The 16,512-nt window shown below is 45.7% G+C and carries 16 protein-coding genes; 9 read left to right on the top strand and 7 right to left on the bottom strand.

The features are described from left to right. The first annotated feature begins 75 nt into the window (after positions 1-75). Positions 76-975: a hypothetical protein gene (locus WC593_02665; GenBank protein ID MFA4824039.1), complete on the top strand. Its 900-nt coding sequence runs from the start codon at positions 76-78 to the stop codon at positions 973-975. Positions 976-1,377: 402 nt separating this feature from the next. Here the strand turns inward: WC593_02665 and WC593_02660 are convergent, their stop codons facing one another. Next, positions 1,378-2,808: an aldehyde dehydrogenase family protein gene (locus WC593_02660; protein ID MFA4824038.1), complete on the bottom strand. Its 1,431-nt coding sequence runs from the start codon at positions 2,806-2,808 to the stop codon at positions 1,378-1,380. Between the two features lie 278 nt (positions 2,809-3,086). On the opposite strand from WC593_02660, the gene WC593_02655 reads away from it, so the two are divergent. Beyond that, on the top strand, positions 3,087-3,479 hold the full coding sequence (locus tag WC593_02655; GenBank protein ID MFA4824037.1) for a thioredoxin family protein: 393 nt from the start codon (positions 3,087-3,089) through the stop codon (positions 3,477-3,479). 131 nt (positions 3,480-3,610) lie between these two features. Here the strand turns inward: WC593_02655 and WC593_02650 are convergent, their stop codons facing one another. The 4 genes from WC593_02650 to WC593_02635 all read right to left on the bottom strand — a co-directional run bounded on the left by WC593_02650 (position 3,611) and on the right by WC593_02635 (position 5,831). Next, complete coding sequence (locus WC593_02650) at positions 3,611-3,733, bottom strand: hypothetical protein (protein MFA4824036.1); 123 nt, start codon at positions 3,731-3,733, stop codon at positions 3,611-3,613. A gap of 126 nt (positions 3,734-3,859) precedes the next feature. Beyond that, positions 3,860-5,074, bottom strand: a complete 1,215-nt coding sequence (locus WC593_02645; protein MFA4824035.1) for an NADP-dependent malic enzyme — start codon at positions 5,072-5,074, stop codon at positions 3,860-3,862. A 137-nt stretch (positions 5,075-5,211) separates the two neighbouring features. After that, a complete protein-coding gene (gene wrbA / locus WC593_02640; GenBank protein ID MFA4824034.1) occupies positions 5,212-5,649 on the bottom strand; it encodes an NAD(P)H:quinone oxidoreductase in 438 nt (145 codons plus the stop codon). Positions 5,650-5,663: 14 nt separating this feature from the next. Further along, the gene (locus WC593_02635) at positions 5,664-5,831 is read right to left on the bottom strand and encodes a hypothetical protein (protein MFA4824033.1); all 168 of its coding nucleotides are present in this window, start codon (positions 5,829-5,831) and stop codon (positions 5,664-5,666) included. A 236-nt stretch (positions 5,832-6,067) separates the two neighbouring features. Between WC593_02635 and WC593_02630 the strand changes: the two genes are divergently transcribed. The 7 genes from WC593_02630 to WC593_02600 all read left to right on the top strand — a co-directional run bounded on the left by WC593_02630 (position 6,068) and on the right by WC593_02600 (position 12,458). Further along, positions 6,068-6,592, top strand: a complete 525-nt coding sequence (locus WC593_02630; GenBank protein MFA4824032.1) for a tryptophan transporter — start codon at positions 6,068-6,070, stop codon at positions 6,590-6,592. Then, positions 6,589-8,046: an energy-coupling factor transporter ATPase gene (locus WC593_02625; protein MFA4824031.1), complete on the top strand. Its 1,458-nt coding sequence runs from the start codon at positions 6,589-6,591 to the stop codon at positions 8,044-8,046. The genes WC593_02630 and WC593_02625 overlap by 4 nt, the downstream gene beginning before the upstream one ends. Beyond that, complete coding sequence (locus WC593_02620) at positions 8,047-8,841, top strand: energy-coupling factor transporter transmembrane component T (protein ID MFA4824030.1); 795 nt, start codon at positions 8,047-8,049, stop codon at positions 8,839-8,841. Positions 8,842-9,060: 219 nt separating this feature from the next. After that, positions 9,061-10,296, top strand: a complete 1,236-nt coding sequence (locus tag WC593_02615) for a tyrosine-type recombinase/integrase (protein MFA4824029.1) — start codon at positions 9,061-9,063, stop codon at positions 10,294-10,296. A 41-nt stretch (positions 10,297-10,337) separates the two neighbouring features. After that, on the top strand, positions 10,338-10,496 hold the full coding sequence (locus tag WC593_02610) for a hypothetical protein (protein ID MFA4824028.1): 159 nt from the start codon (positions 10,338-10,340) through the stop codon (positions 10,494-10,496). Further along, on the top strand, positions 10,496-10,963 hold the full coding sequence (locus WC593_02605; protein MFA4824027.1) for a PIN domain-containing protein: 468 nt from the start codon (positions 10,496-10,498) through the stop codon (positions 10,961-10,963). The genes WC593_02610 and WC593_02605 overlap by 1 nt, the downstream gene beginning before the upstream one ends. 1,123 nt (positions 10,964-12,086) lie before the next feature. Then, on the top strand, positions 12,087-12,458 hold the full coding sequence (locus tag WC593_02600; protein MFA4824026.1) for a hypothetical protein: 372 nt from the start codon (positions 12,087-12,089) through the stop codon (positions 12,456-12,458). A gap of 10 nt (positions 12,459-12,468) precedes the next feature. Here the strand turns inward: WC593_02600 and WC593_02595 are convergent, their stop codons facing one another. Together WC593_02595 and WC593_02590 are read right to left on the bottom strand one after the other, a co-directional pair. Next, a complete protein-coding gene (locus WC593_02595; GenBank protein ID MFA4824025.1) occupies positions 12,469-14,379 on the bottom strand; it encodes a UvrD-helicase domain-containing protein in 1,911 nt (636 codons plus the stop codon). Beyond that, positions 14,380-16,269, bottom strand: coding sequence for an AAA family ATPase (locus WC593_02590; protein MFA4824024.1), 1,890 nt, complete (start codon positions 16,267-16,269; stop codon positions 14,380-14,382). Positions 16,270-16,512 lie beyond the last annotated feature (243 nt).

Genomic DNA, 16,512 nt, shown 5'->3' with positions numbered 1-16,512 from the left:
AAGATCACCGGGAAGAGACTTTTTTTACAAATCCCCGCCACCATTATCCTGTCACCCGCCTATTTATGATTACGAATGATGCCCCATCCCGACCAGCAATCCCCGTCAGGGGTCAATGAGCCGGAGAACGTCCCGGAAATCAGGACTGCTCTTCCCTGGACCCCGTGGGTCCCGTTCACCGCAGACAAACCCGAATTCCGAATGATTCCCAAAGAGCCCGGGCTCTATCGCATACGGCCGGTGGGAAAAGACATCCTCATGTACATTGGGGAGACCCGGCGGACGCTCCACCAGCGGCTGCATGATCTCCGCATGGAGCTCCGGGGCAGGGATCTGATGCCATGGACTGACCCTCACACGGAAGCTCCGGCCCTGTGGGCCTGGCAGGATGCAGAAGGTTTTGAATACGAGTGTTCTGCCGCACCGCTCGATGCCACGACAAACGGGAGACGGGGCATGCAAAACTACCTCCTGTACCAGTGCCGGCAGGAATGCGGGGAATCAACACTCTGCAATTTCGGCCGGTTCCACCCGCGTTACCGAAAGTCCACGACAAGGAAAGAAAATTTACGGGGAGGGAAACTAGATGCTGACCAGAAGGATAACCCGGCTGGGGGACCGAGTCTCCTGCCGCTGCCTCCTGCAGGAAAACCCGGGGAACCGGATTGGATGGGGCTCACGTGGAGTGTTCGTGAAACACTCGTGGCAGAAAAAACACTGACGGTTCCCGCAGGACCGGGCGTGTATATCCTGTTCGATGCCGGTTCGCAGGAGATTTGCTCTATCGGCCAGTCCGGGAATTGTGCTGAAAAATTATCAGATCTTAGCAGGAACTCCTGGGACGGTAAGGAACTGCAGTTTTCTTTCCAGACAATGGAAAAAACAGTCCTCCCGCATCAGCTTAAGGAACGGGAAAATGATCTTCTTGGGAATTATTTCGAGCAGTACCGGAAAGCACCGGAGTACCAATTTTAACAACCGCAATTATTTGGATGGGGATGCTACGTAATTTAAAAAAAAATGTGCAATATCTTTTTGAGAGAAAATTTCTGCCAAGAAAAAATAGATTTGGGTTAACACCACTTGCCAAGAACAATCCTAGTTCTTCAACACATTTTGTTGATCAATTGCCATTTTGTATCGGTATCGCTGGTATTTACCTAAAGATATGATGAGGGCTGATGCCTCCATACCTCAAATACGATGACCGTTGCCGCCCCCAATAGGACACGCTCCCGGCGATTTTGGTAAGTAAAAATTTAATAATCCTAATCCCGTCGTACCTCAAAAAGGCCCTGAAACGGGAAAACATCATATTTTTTTACATGCTTTGTTCATTTAAATAATAAAGATCCACCTTTTTACCGGCCAAAAAAATTACCACCCCAGAAACAGTGTCCGGGTCCGGCTGTAACTCTCCAGTGCATGAGAGCCGTTCTCCCGGCCGATACCACTTGCGTTCATGCCCCCGAATGGGATTTCGGGAGGCACGGTAAGGTGGCGGTTCACCCAGATGATACCGGCATGGACCTCATCAAACACGCGTTTTGTTGTTGCAAGATTGGTTGTCCAGACCGAGGCGCCAAGTCCGTACCGAGAACGGTTTGCTTCAATAATTGCCGTATCGAGATCCGGTATCCTCATCACCGGCAGGATCGGCCCGAAGATCTCATCGGTCAGGAGCCGTGAGCCCGGGCTGACATCCGAGACCAGGGTAGGATTGTAGAAATACCCGGCATTGTACGAAGGTCCGGAAGGAGAGAAACCCCCAGAAAGAATTGTTCCTTCTTGTTTGTCCGCAACATCAGTAATCAGGTCAGAAATCTGTTCTCGCTGTCCTGCGCTGTTCAGGGGTCCCAGATCGATTCCTTGTTCAAGGCCGTTTCCTGCTTTCAGGGCATTTACCCGCACCTGTAATTTCCTGACAAAGGTATCGGCAATTTTCTCGTGTACGTAAAGGCGTTTTACAGCGGAGCATACCTGACCTGCATTGTAGAACCGGCCACGGAGCGCTCCTTCTACAGCATTGTCTATATCGGCATCATCCATAACAATCATCGGGTCAGATCCCCCGAGTTCCAGCGTAAGATCTTTTAACGTTCCCGATGCCATCTTCCGGATTTTTTCACCTGTTTTACAATTGCCCGTAAAGGAAACTTTATGGATAAGGGGGTGACGGACAATAGCCGCTCCAACGGACTCCCCGCTGCCAGTCACGATATTGAGCACTCCCGGTGGAAGACCGGCCTTATCAAGAATATCTGCGAGTTTCAGGGTGGACAGGGGGGTCGTTGACGCTGGTTTGAGCACCATTGTATTTCCGGCAAGGAGTGCAGGACCCACCTTCCAGCCCATGATGATAACCGGCATATTCCACGGAATGATCGCTCCGCAGATTCCTAAGGGTTCATGGACAATGATGCAGTCACCGGCCGGGCCAAGGCGAACAGCCTCACCGGTTGAGTGAGCCGAGATCCCGGCATAGAACTCTAAAATATTGGCAAAACCCCTGACCTCATCGATTGATTCGCGGAGCGGTTTTCCCTGCTCCAGGGTCAGGATGTGAGCGATATCCTTATGCTGCTCCCGTACCAGCCCGGCGGCACGAAACAGGATCATTCCCCGCTCCCGCATGGGTTTTTTCTTCCAGCCCCCGGACGCCGCATCCGCCGCATCTACAGCATGAGCGACATCCTCCGGTGTTCCGGACGGCACCCGATCAATAAATGCTCCGGTAGCCGGATTTTTTACTTCGATCCAGCTGCCATGAGGTCCTCCGGCATCTTTCCCGCCAATCCGCATCAGCATTCAACTATCCCTCCTTTAGTACCTGATGGACATATGCATCGCAAGTGCAATAAAAGAAAGTGACAGGAGAGAGCTGACTTATCCTGCATTTCGTGCTGAGCGGAGCGCGTTAAAATCATAATGTGCTGATGAAGGACTATGCATAATCAATATTCTGGGTATCGAGAGCGCAGTAGTTCGGGCCTCCGCAGTTCCAAAGTGGGGATCCGATCTCCTTATGCCGGCAGGACAAACTATTTGAACAGCATCCCCTAATGTCTGGCTGAGCGGGGATGCATATGACCGAAGAACTGCTTGTAGAAGTCGATGATCTTGTTTGGGAAAAAATGGTGGAGAAAGGGACAAAACCTGTTGCCGTTATGTTCTATAGCCCTTCATGTACTTTTTGTCACCAGATGGAGCCGTATTTCAGAAATTATGCAGAAGAATTTAAAAATGCCGTTTTCTTTGCAAAGATCAATATTGTCACAAACCCGTGGACATCCGAACGCTATGGCGTGAAGAGCACGCCAACATTCAAGTTCTTCTGCGATGGCAAAGCTGTGCAGGAAATGGTCGGTGCAGTATACCCGGCACTCCTTAAAAAAATGGTTGAAGAAGTGCTTATCCATGGCAAGGAATGTGCAAAGAACTCGACAGCTATCGATTACGAGATAACCGGATATGGATAGCGATTAGTATGGATGCCTTTGAACAATGGCTTGATAATTCCTGGCAGAAAAATGCCCGCGACCGAAAGGAATGTATGGCAGTTAAAAAGTCTGCATGTTCCTGTTCGAAATGCCCATCATATCCCCAGAAATCATGTGACGACCGAGAACTCATCTATTGTATTACCGGAAAAAGCCCGGTTAGCACATCGGAGGCTCATGATTGCAGTTGCAGGAATTGTCCCGTCCAGGCCGAACTCGGTCTCATGTATCATGACTTCTGTGTAACCGGAAGCGAAGCTGCTCAACGATATGCACACGAAGCCCATTGATCTTTTTTCTGAAATTTCCCAAAATATTCTTTATGAGTGCTTGTTGACACAGTACTTCTGTTAATTTTGTTAAAGAGGCCTGCTGCACCCGCATTTAACTGCTGCTTCTTCCACTGCTTTTGCGACGACCCGGGTCACATCTTTATCAAGGATATTGGGCATAATCCGCTCGCGCTGGGGTTTTGGGACACAACTGGCAATCGCATGGGCAGCAGCGATCTTCATCTCATCGGTTATCCGGGTGGCACGGGCGTCAAGGGCCCCCCGGAAAATGCCGGGGAATGCCAGCACATTATTGATCTGGTTGGGAAAGTCACTCCGGCCGGTACCGACAACAGCAGCACCGGCATTCTTTGCTGCATCCGGCCAAATCTCCGGCACCGGGTTTGCCATTGCAAATACAATAGCATCCTTGTTCATCGATCGTACCATATCTTCCGTGACAATATTGGGGGCCGAAACACCGATAAAGACATCAGCGCCGTTCATCGCATCCTCAAGTTTACCGGAGAGCCCCGGGCGGTTTGTCTCTTCAGCAAGGATAAACTTGTACTTGTTTTTGTATAGCCCCTCTCTTCCCCGGCAGATCGTTCCTTTGGTGTCGCAGACAATAATTTCGTTCACCCGGGTGCAGACATTCGGGTTGTAGCCTATACATTTTAAGAGCCGGGTGATGGCAAAACCCGCTGCTCCTGCCCCGGATATTACAATATTAAGATCCTCGTATCTTCTGCCGGTCACTTTGCAGGCATTGAGCAGTGCTGCAAGTACGACAACTGCTGTCCCGTGCTGGTCATCGTGCATCACCGGAATACCGATATCCTGGAGCGCATCTTCGACTTCGAAGCATTTAGGAGCGGCAATATCCTCAAGATTGATCCCGCCAAAGACCGGCGCGATGTTTTTTACCTGGTCGGCAAAATCGGTCTCATAACTCTCAAAACAGATCGGGAATGCATCAATACCGGCAAATTCCTTAAAAAGAATTGCCTTTCCCTCCATTACCGGAATAGCTGCATACCCGCCGATATTTCCGAGGCCCAGAACTGCTGAACCATCAGTAACGATGGCAATCGTATTGGCTTTTAACGTGTATTTATACGCGAGATTCCGGTCTTTGGCAATCTCGCGGCAGACCTCTGCAACGCCGGGGGTGTATGCGCGGGAAAGATCGTGTTTGTTATTTAAAGGCACCTTTGAACGGATCTCAAGTTTTCCTTTGTGTTTCGCATGCAGGGCAAGCGCTTCTTTGTAAATGTCATCACTTCCCGGAGAAAACAGCATCGCAACCCTTCCTTATACGAAAAGTGCATGTGAAAGGCAATGAACCTTGCCATGGCAATGAAGAGAATTTATTAAAAAGCGATGATGAAAAAGAGTTTTATTCCGGGGTAATGGAATATGCTGGAAAAATCAAATTATTACGGATTTTTTTGCACAAGTCTCAACGCAATTCCCGCAACATAATTGCCCTGGAATCGTGCCCCGGCCAGTTCGTTCTCGCTTAGCCATCTCTGCCCGTCATTACCTACAATTGTTAACAATCCGTACGGGGAACAACCGGTTATCTTATCTATTCGCTGCTGTCCTTCAAAGGCGTAGGGCAATCCGGCAATGATCATGCCGTGATGCAGGAGAGTTACATGAAAACTCAGGATTGTGGATTCCTGCCCCCCATGCAGGGTTGCCGAACCGGTAAATACACTCCCGACTTTTTCTGACAAGGCTCCTGCTTTCCAGATCCCCCCGGTAGCATCAAAGCACTGGCGCATCTGGCCGCACATATTCCTAAAACGGGTAGGGTTCCTGAAAATTACTGCATCGGCCTCTGCGAGTTGCTGGGGCGTACATACAGGAATGTGAGCGAAAAATTTTAGGCTTCTGCGACTCCCATTTTTTCCAGGACTGGTACAGGAAGGACTTCAGGAACCCGGGCTAGAATTACTACCGTGCGAGATACTTGCCTTGCACATTCTGCCACTGCTTCTGTCATTGCGTGTACGTGGCCAAACATCGAATAATACAGGACAAGGAGTGTCATACAGGTTACCTCCATACCTCGTAAAGATTATCCGGAACATAATACCTGACATTAAAACGGATGTGCGTGCCGGTGTAGCAAAATCCGGATTTGTTCCATTTTAAAATAAGTTACATTTTAATACACGAATGAATAAAAATATACATCAGCGTATAACTTAGTCAATTGGATCCGTTCCAGAATCCTTATGTGCTCCCTAATCCATTAACCCAAATCGGTCAAATGATGTGTTTACCATGAAATCAAAAGATATCGCCATTGTCGGAATCCTGCTTGCCATCGGAGCGATCCTTCGCTATTTCCTTGCAATGCTTCATACGCCGCTCACACCGAACATGATCATCGCATTTTACTGTCTTGCGATCATCCTTATCCGGCCGAAAGTCTTTGAGGCATTGGGTATCGGGCTTGTTGCTGGTATCCTCTCGATGCTGATATCCGGTTCCATATTCCCTCCTGCCAACCTTATCAGCGAACCTATAGGGGCACTGGTCTGTTTCGGCATATATGCTGTCTTAAAGAACCGGTCACAGTTCGCACCCGTTGTCACAACGTTTCTCTCAACACTTGCAAGCGGATTTGCCTTTGCTGCTCTTGCACTCATCGCAGTTGCGCCCAAGATCCTTGCAAAGTACGCCACCTTAGAAGGATTTATTATTGTATTTGTACCGATCGTTGTCATAACTGCGGTATTTAATGCGATTATCGTCCAAATCCTCTACATACCTTCCAGCAGGGTATTGTCACGAGGACAGGAATGATCAGGCTCGAGAACGTTAGTTATACATATCCCCACTCCGTGCAAAAAGCTCTGAAAAATCTCTCTTTTTCTTTACCAGAGGGCAGTTGTATCATGGTGACCGGGCCATCTGGTTCCGGTAAAACCACACTCTGTCTTGCAGCTGCAGGTATCCTCCACCACGAATATGGAGGGAAAAAAGAAGGGCGGGTAATGGTTGATGCACGGGATGTCAAAGACTATTCCAATCTTACGGCTTTGGCACAAAAGATCGGCATTGTCTTTGATGATCCTGAAGCCCAGATGATCTTCACAACGGTTGAAGAAGAGATCATCTCGGCTATCGAACACCGGGGGCTGGATGTTGCCGCAACGGAAGAACGGCTCGCTTCTATCATAACCACTACGTATCTTACGGAGCTCTGCAATCGTTCCCCACATAATCTCTCCGGGGGACAGAAGCAGCGGGTAGCACTCGCCGCAACACTGGCGCTGGGAAATGATATCCTAATTCTTGATGAACCCACGTCCGAACTGGATGAGCATGCGACCAGGCGAATCGTTGCAATACTTACCGATTTGAAAAAACAGGGAAAAACCATCCTTCTCATCGAACACAAGTACGCTCATTTCAAGGACATGGTCGATACCCTTGTGGTGATGGAGAACGGAACTATCAGTGCTATCGGAAAACCCGGTGATGTGCTGGCCGATGATCGTTTAAGAAAGATCGTGATAGCGGACTTTTCGGGCATCAGAACCCCTGATAACGCAATTACTCATGACGATAAAACCGAGGAATTATCCAGCCCCATTATTCAGGTTCAGGACCTTTCCTATGCATATGGGGACATCCTGGCTCTTGATTCTATTAGCCTTACCATCCACTCGGGGGAATTTATTGCACTCGTTGGGGAGAATGGATCGGGGAAAACCACGCTGGTCAAGCATTTTAACCGTCTGCTGACACCCACCCGTGGCGATGTAATGGTCAAAGGTAAAAATACTCGTGAATGCACAATTACCGATCTTGCCCGGCATGTCGGTCTTGTATTCCAGAACCCGGATCACATGTTCTTTGCCGATACCGTAAGAGAGGAGGTGGAATTCGGGTTAAAGAACCTCGGGATAACCGATGGGGAGAGAATCATCGATGCAGCCCTGTCTGAAGTCGGGCTCGAACATACAAAAGATCTCTACCCCCGGTGGCTCTCCCGCGGTGAACGACAGCGGCTTGCCATCGCTTGTGTGGTTGCCATGCAACCGGCAATCATTGTGCTGGATGAGCCAACCACCGGCCTTGACGGAAATGAGGCGCGCCTTGTCCTTGAAATATTAAAAGCCCTCCAGCAGAAGGGGCATACGATTATTATCATCACCCATAACCGGGAAATTGCCGCAATCTGTGCAGACCGGGTTGTAACCATGGAGAAAGGAAAGATTGTTTCTGACACTATCATGACGGGGAGTGCATAAATGGCAGAGATTCTTGCCTATGTCCACAAAGACGGATTCTTCCATAGACTCCACCCGTTTACCAAGATCGCATTCATACTCCTGTTTGGTCTGATGTCGATCCTGTCAACAAATTTGCTGTTCCTCTTCCTGCTGGTCATCGTTATCCTTATTATTGCATATGGAGCCAGCCTTAGTACCGAAGTGATGCAGCAGTTCAAGCTGATCGCCTTTATGAGTGTCATTCTCCTTGGTCTCACCATCATCACGATGCCCAGCGGAGAGACGATTGGTTATCTGATTCCGTCAGTGATTCCAGGAATCGGGGGACATTTCCCGATCACTACCGGTGCGATCGACTTCGGGCTTGTTCTCACCCTCCGATTCATGATCCTCATCTGCGTCTTCCAACTTTTTGTAATCTCGACGCAGCCGCGGGATATTGTTCATACTATGGAGCGTATGAAAATTCCCATTGACTATACCCTTATGTTCCTTATCGCCCTGCGGTTCATCCCAACCCTCCAGATCGAAGGGAAACGGATTCATGAAGCACAGCTGGCACGCGGGTATAACCCGGGCAGCGGCATACTGGGAAAAATCCGTAGCATTGCACCGATTATAATCCCGCTTGTGTCTAACGCTCTTTCCCGGGCAACGGTACTGGGGCTTACGATCGATATCCGGGGTTATCGTACAGGAACACGGACACGAATCAGGGAGTTTGTATTCCAGAGAAGGGATTATGCCACGTTCATGATCCTCATTGCCGCTTGCTGTGGATATGCAACATTAATTGTACAACAGGTACTCTGATCCATTTTTTCAAAAGAATCCATTTTTTAGAGAGATTCAGAAAATATAATAATCACTGAAAACGTTTTTCAAGATTTTTTATGAAGTTGGTACTTTAAAACAGAAAATCTGATTCCGCAGAAATTTATTTTTTAAAGGAAATACGCCCCGGCCGGGCGTATGCACTCATGGTCAAACGCTAAAGCAAAATGATATAAAGTTCCGACCCATGTTAGATGCATGGCAGCTACCAGCACCACCCAAATATCGCACTTCCATCCGGACGATGCGACTTTTATGCGATATTCCAAGAGCGTAATGATACGGGGTATCGAAGAAAAACGAATTACCGAAGATGACGCCCTGTTAATCCGGGAATTTGTTGCCGAGATAAGCGCAACCCGCCATATCAGCACCGGGAGAGCATTCAAACTCAATCACACGCTGATAAACCTCCGTGAATATCTCGGCCCCTACCGACAGAATACCGTTGCAGACATCTACACTGCCGTCGATAGTGTGAGAAATGCAAAAGACTCCAACGGAATTCCCCGGTATAAACAGAACTCAATATGCGATTTTGTCCGGTTCCTGAAACGGTTTTACCTCTGGATGTGTGAAAACCATTACACAACCATAGAGGAAAAGAAAATCCAGAAAATTCAGCCTCCAGCCTACGACACCAACACAAAGAGCCCCGAGATGCTCCTGACCGAAGAAGAAGTCAAAGCGATGATAGAAGTCTGTCAGAACTCACGGGACCGGGCAATACTCGCTGCACTCTATGAAGGTGGCTTTAGGATCGGGGAGATCGGTACACTTCTCTGGAAAAATGTAAAATTTACCGATTGGAACGTCACCATCACGACCGCGTTTAAGACCGGAAAGAACCGGACCGTTCCCCTTGTCATGGCCCGGGCCTACCTCGCATCCTGGCGCAATGATTACCCTCTTTCCGTAACGCCGGATGCATTCGTATTCCTTTCAAACAAGAAGGCCCCGCTTGGATATAACGGGTTGGCAAAACAAATCCGTGTCATCGCCAAGAGAGCGGGAATAACAAAGCACATCACTCCGCACATCTTCCGGCACACACGGGCAACCATCCTTATCCGGCAGGGATACGGTGAGGCCATAGTGAAGAAATTACTGTGGGGGAATCTCAACAGCAAAATGTTTTCAACGTACCTTCACTTGGTTGATTCCGATGTGGAACGGGTAGTAGCTGAGAAGGCTGGGATCATTACCAAAGAGGAGAGATCAAAGACTCTTGAGGCCCGGCAGTGCCCCCGGTGTTTCACGGTCAACGGTCCGACACGGGGACTTTGTGATACGTGCGGATGCGAACTCACCGAAGAAGCGGCAAATAAAATAATGCAGGCAAAGACGCAGGGAGAACTCCAGCCGGAGTTCCAGGCGATGATGGACCGGTTCAGAGGGGAATTGATGCAGATGCAGAATGCTCAAAAACATTGATTACGGGTTGATGATATATGATGAGTATTAGAGTGGTGTCAATGACTGAAGAGTACGACCCAAAAAAAGTTGTAGGAACTCCCTATCACCGGGGGATGCTTCCGTATGGTGGCGGCGTTGGTCCCGATGGCCGGGTGGTTTTTGCCCGAAGCCGTGATGAGGCAGAGCGGCGCGTTCAGAAATACCGGGCTCTCGCATAATGAGTAAAAAGGTATTTCTTGATACCGGAATCTTTTTTGATTGCCTGGAAAGCCAGGACAGAAAAACCCTCATCAATCACGCGATAAACCGGGAATATCAGATTTTTACTTCCCTGTCAGTAATCGGTGAAGTAATCCTGATCATGAAACGGGATGCGAAATTTGCCGAACACCTGACCGGTTTTTTCTCTCTGCTCAGTGAATGGAATATTACGATTCTCGTTCCCACTGACGATGTAGCGGTTATCTGTTATGAATTTTCACAGGACCTGACCGATGGCCGGATGATGAGTCAGAAGACAGATCGGACACACCTTGCATACGCGATCGCGTATGACTGTGATTACTTCATTACCTCTGATGATGCGTTGATCAGATACAAGATCCCCCGCCGGCTCAACGAGTCGGATTATGTGAAGCCGGAAACACTGCCCTTTGAAGCGTTTAAGAAAATGGTGACGAGTTAGAGGGAGGACCTGCGATCGGACTGCCCGCAATGGGGTGCATGTCGCAGATGCAAAATGCTCAAAAACATTGATTTTTTGGGTAATCACCTCTGAAAATTACTCTTTTTTTCAGACCCCCGGAAAAAACGACCCTCATATTCGCATTCCGGCAGCCTTTTCGGGGTCCGGATGGGATAAACTAAGTGGCAAAAACTGCCTCGATTTAAGGGGCTTTGGTGGACGTTTAACGAGATACATTCCTGCCGTATTTTGGCAAACAGAGTGATATACTGCCTCCGTTTCCATCGGCCCCCAAAAGGACGATTTTGCGGGGTTTTCCGGATAGGGGCATGGCAAACGGAGTCCGAATTGGGGTTATTTTCCTTCAGGGTCCATACCCCCGTATTCTCAAGTACATCAGAATCGAGGCCCAGCGGCCCACGTTCGCACCGGGCGAGTGCATCAGCGCGAGGTCGGGGTGAATGTGTCAATGAGCGTACTGCATGAGTACGATCAACAGCGACGAACATTCCGCGAAGCGGTATGTGAGGAGTAGGCCGGGGCAGCCGCTGGCGACAGAGCAGCGCGACGAGCCAGGGGCGTACTGCATCTCAACCGGGCAACTCCGGGGAAAGCAAGGGAGGGGATGTGAAGCGAGCCGGAGCGTTAGCGAGGACGAGTGAACATGACCGACCGATCTTCATGTCAGCAGGACCCGATGGCTCCCGCCCTCCGGCGTGGTGGGCGGGACTCCTGGGTGGGCGGTCCGGGAGATAATCCCCGTCGTTCCTCTCCTGTGCGTATGACATCCATAGACGGGTTGGACGTGATGCCCAACTGATTAAATGGTCTCGAAAATCGGTGTGAGGGGACGGGGCTTGAGAGGTTATTGACGAGATAATGAATTGCATAAGTAGAATGGAATTAGTTTATCTTCACAATCATTTTGCCAATCAATATTTTTTTCTTGTTGTCTGAAGAAACCGAGGGGATCAAAATTCTGATTAAAGGAAGTGATGGATATCACACTTGTTCCTTTCCTTACTACACTATGTATATCTTCGTCGGTTACATCGATTGATGAATATGTTGCAAATGTTTTCGATAGATATAATTTATCATAGCTCCCGCGATATTTTGATACATGGGGGGCCAGAAAGATGACGCGGATATTGCCAGTCACCTTGAAGCTATTTCCCCCGATAACTATCGCAGGCAAAAAATTCAGCAAGAAATTTCTGACCTCATTGAGAATGCAGCATTAAGTGCAGAATCGAACAAATTTCTCTTAAAGGACCTTCAGAAATTGGAAACCGCGTTCGCTAACTACAACCAATATATCGACATGCATGTCGAAAAAGTAATGAGTAGCATAGAAAAGACTCCACGTACAGAAAAAGCAATTGAGCGCCGAAATGCAGATAATAAGGCGCTTATTCGAACTTATCTCCCTCAAAAACAGGAATTCGCTTCTGATGGTTTTACTAGAGCAAGTAACTTGAAGAAAAAAGAATGATGAAATTACACTATTTTTTTAACAGATTTGAAACAGAATGAATTTCCCATCCATTTTTTATCAAATCATCTTCATGACCAGAAATATTCGAAGATTGACATGCGAAAACTAACAAATGTTTCGGCCGACTAAAAGCAACATGTGCCATCAGTAGATTTTGAATATGATACGATTTCTCAAGATCTTTTTTTGGTCGGTTACCCTTTAAAAAATCAATTAACCGCTGTGAATCGGTGAATTTTTGATAATATGTTTCTAAATATAGAGTAGCGATATGCGTTTCACCCTTGACAGAATGGACTGTTCCTACATTAATTGTAGAACCATAATCCGAAACAAATTGATTTGTGGGTCCATCAACATCAGGTTGTATTGAAGGATCAATTTCATCATCTGTCAGGAATGATTTTCCATTACTATTAGTGATTGACCATACTGTTTTTACACAGTCACTAATTGTATCACGAAGATTTTTCGGAGAGATATCAGATATTAAAGCTAAAAGATAAGCCTTCGCGATTTTTGCACGAAACTCTGAATAGGAGACCTCATTTTGCTCTTTCCAATATTTTTTAATAGTTTTTGGGGAATGGATACGATCATTTTCTTCATTCTTTATGCCAGCAACATTAAGTCCACATGCAATCCCTTGAAAAATAATATCAAAAAAATGTTTTACAGAATGAGACTTCGCATCTTGTATTGTAGATGCAGAGCAAGTGATTAAATTGAAAAAAACGTTATTTGAACGCTGACGCTGATTACAAAATTGAGGGAAATACGAAGGAATACAGAGTTTTTTAGCCTCACGATTATCTTTTCCTATCCATCCTATCGCGCAATATAATCCCTTTTGGATTTCATACATTTGGATCAATTTCCCAAATGCTTTGAGTACTTGTTCCTCTTCTCCGGGTAAAAAAATTAGAATATGAACAGGAAATGACTCCATTGATTGACTTTCTTTTAAGCTAATATCGTCGTTAACTCTGACCGAACTTAATAATGCAGTTATTGTTCTTCCAAAACGCTGCGATGCAGAAAAATGAAGTGAATTTCGTGGGGACCAAATCATTTCGCTTCCAATATTTGAATTGAATATTGCTTGGTTGGGATCTCCGATACGTTGAACAATAAAAAAATCGGTTGGGAAGATACGATCCAAAACACGAAACTGATGTTCGTGAGTATCTTGAGCTTCATCGAGGAGGATTATGCAGAAACGACCCATAAATGATTTATGAATATTCGGAATCGTATTGACATAGCGTAATGCGATTGAGTAAGCGTCATTAAAACTAAGAACCCCTTCTTCAAGAAGTGTTTTTCGCATTCCGAATATTTTTTGATATGAAGGAGTATGCTCCCCCGGATTCGTGATTTTTTCATCGAGACTTTTCCAAACGGATAATGTTTGTGGGTGCAGCCAGTAATTTGCTAACGTCGGAATTCCGCCTCTTTTATCCATCCAGTACTGAAATTTTCGATCCGCCCGATATAACTTGGATAGTTCAATAAGAAATCGTCCGTTATCAATTGCAGTAATTGATTTATGGAATTCTGATCGGTATGCCGGGATTGTAAGAAATTGATTAACAAAACTTTGTATCGTACCAAAAAAATTTGGATATTGAAATAATGAATCGGCAGCAGATCCAGCTCGTTGTTTGATTTCGTTAATAGCTACATTTGTGTGGGTTAAAACACAAATTCCTCGACCGTCTTCAAATGGCATCTTCTTCGATAAGATCAAAATTTTGGCTAATAATGCAGTTGTTTTTCCACTCCCCGGACATGCAACAACATCTCGTGATTCCATGCATTGAATGAATGCTCGTCTTTCTTCATCGAATTTCTGACCGTCATGGAGCAATAATTTCTCAGCGTAATTGATATCATCGTCAGAAATTTCAATGGGCATTCAGGTCTCCCGACATTCGGTTACATGATAGATGGCGTTTAGTATATACTCTAAGGTTTTTTCCGATTGTAGACTTGTTTTTACTGAACCTGGAGCTGAAGAATTATTTTTTTCTTCCAAAGATTGTGCGAATACCTGCGCAGTTATTGCTTTAGAGACTTTTTTGTCCAACATGTATTTTTTATATACTGCGTATGCAATTCTCTCCCGTTTTCTAGTATCTCTACTCAAAGACCGTTCCCATTCAGCAATATCAGTACCTACCTTTGTTTTGACAGATTCTTTCAAAGATTCAAGGGGAATACCATCTTTTGAATTCCCGATTTTTTCAGCCCAAAGTAAAGATTGATAGAAATCAGTTTTAAATGACGACATTGCAATTTCATATTCCAAAGTCCAATTAGGAGAAACGAAAACTTCAACCTCTGAATTCTTTAGATGGGCAAGTGAGGAAACCCTTTTAATTTTATTATCAGCAATTTCCTTTTCGGTTTGTTTCAATTCGGAATCATCGTTGAATTCTAATGGTTTTATATCCATATCGGTGATCAAAGCTACCTTAAATCCCATCGATTCATTATTCTCACGATGAAAAATTTTCACGTAGTGTGAAAATGCTGTACTACCAACATTAACAATCGAGATACCGTAACGATGCAGGGGCCTATCGATAATTTTTGCTATTGTTGGGATCAAGAGATTTTCAGCGTCACCTTCTACGATTAAAATTCCCCGTGCAAAAAAGAGGTTAGCCTTGGTTGCATCCAAAAACCTGTAGAGAAAATCATAATTTTTTGGGTCAAGTTTCGTGAATTTTTTTCCCATTGGAAAGATTCTATCCTTTTTACAAATGATAAGGTTTTCAAGAGGGATACTCGATCCAAGTGTCGTACTATGTGTGGTAAGTATAATTTGCCCTTTGTCTGCTTTTCCTCCGAGAAAGTGGATTAGACGAAGTTGTGCCTGAGGATGTAAATGAGCTTCTAACTCTTCTATCAAGGCGAGTTTTAACCCAATATTATTTTCAGATTGCAAAAGTAAAAGTTCCGTCGCCATAAACAAAAGATTCGACGCCCCAAGACCGGATGGGTTTGTATCTAATGAAAGCGTAAGACGTTGAAGGATGTCGAATAAATCTCCACCAGAAATGGTTACGGAGGGGTTATGATCATCACCTTGCGGAAAAAATGCTTCAACATAATTATTAAGTGATTTCATTAACTTGCTGGCGCCTGCATCATCGGGTTTGATTTTAAAATATTCTTCGATTTTTTGATTAGCATCATTAAAAATGACCTCTAAGTCATGATCACTGTCAGCCTCTTTTTGAAACAGAGAATGTGCTTTAAGGATTTGAGCAAACCTTGAACGTCGCCCAGGTATTAGTTCAGCTTCAGCATCTCGAAGAGGTTTAAGATATGTCGTCCGGAGAAGAGCTTTCGCTTCCCCTTCAATTTGTGAGCCGTCCGTATCAGAACCCGCTCTTACACTGGAAAAAATTCTATTTCCTTTGATCCATGCATTCAAATTCACCTTTAAAATAAATGCAGGCTCTCCCCCAAGATCCTCATTTTCAAGCCATTCAAGAAATTTTCCTGATTCAATTTCTGTAAGACCACGAAATATACATTCTATCCGCAACTCTAGCGCTCTCGTTTTTTCTACAACATGAAAATCAGTTTCATCAATACGAGTGTACTCTCCGCTCTGGGTACCTAATGTGTAACGGATTGCATCGATAATCGAAGATTTTCCAGAATCATTCTCTCCGATAAGGACATTCATTCCATCATGGAACTCAATCGAAATCCCGGGTGAAGATCCTTCAAATTGATCTCCAACCATTCCATATTTTCGAAAATTCCAAATTTTTAGCTCGGAGAGATACATTTTCACTTTCCCTTGTTTATTAGTCTAAACAATTTATTTCAGCATAATATTTTGGTTATTAGCTCGATAAAAAATTTAGATAATATCTGGCCAAAGAAACACTTTATCCTGAACTCCTTTTCTTGCTTTAACGCCGCCATCTTGTGATACAATAAACGCAACAGAATCGTCTAAACTTGAACTAAACCTGAATGCTGATCTATGACGAGTTCCGTAATTATCAACGGAGACGCTTTGTTGAGG

This window comes from Methanoregula sp. (assembly GCA_041645435.1).
Lineage (GTDB): Archaea > Halobacteriota > Methanomicrobia > Methanomicrobiales > Methanospirillaceae > Methanoregula.
The sequence above is the reverse complement of the archived record's forward strand: the minus strand, read 5'-3'. Positions and strand labels throughout refer to the sequence as shown.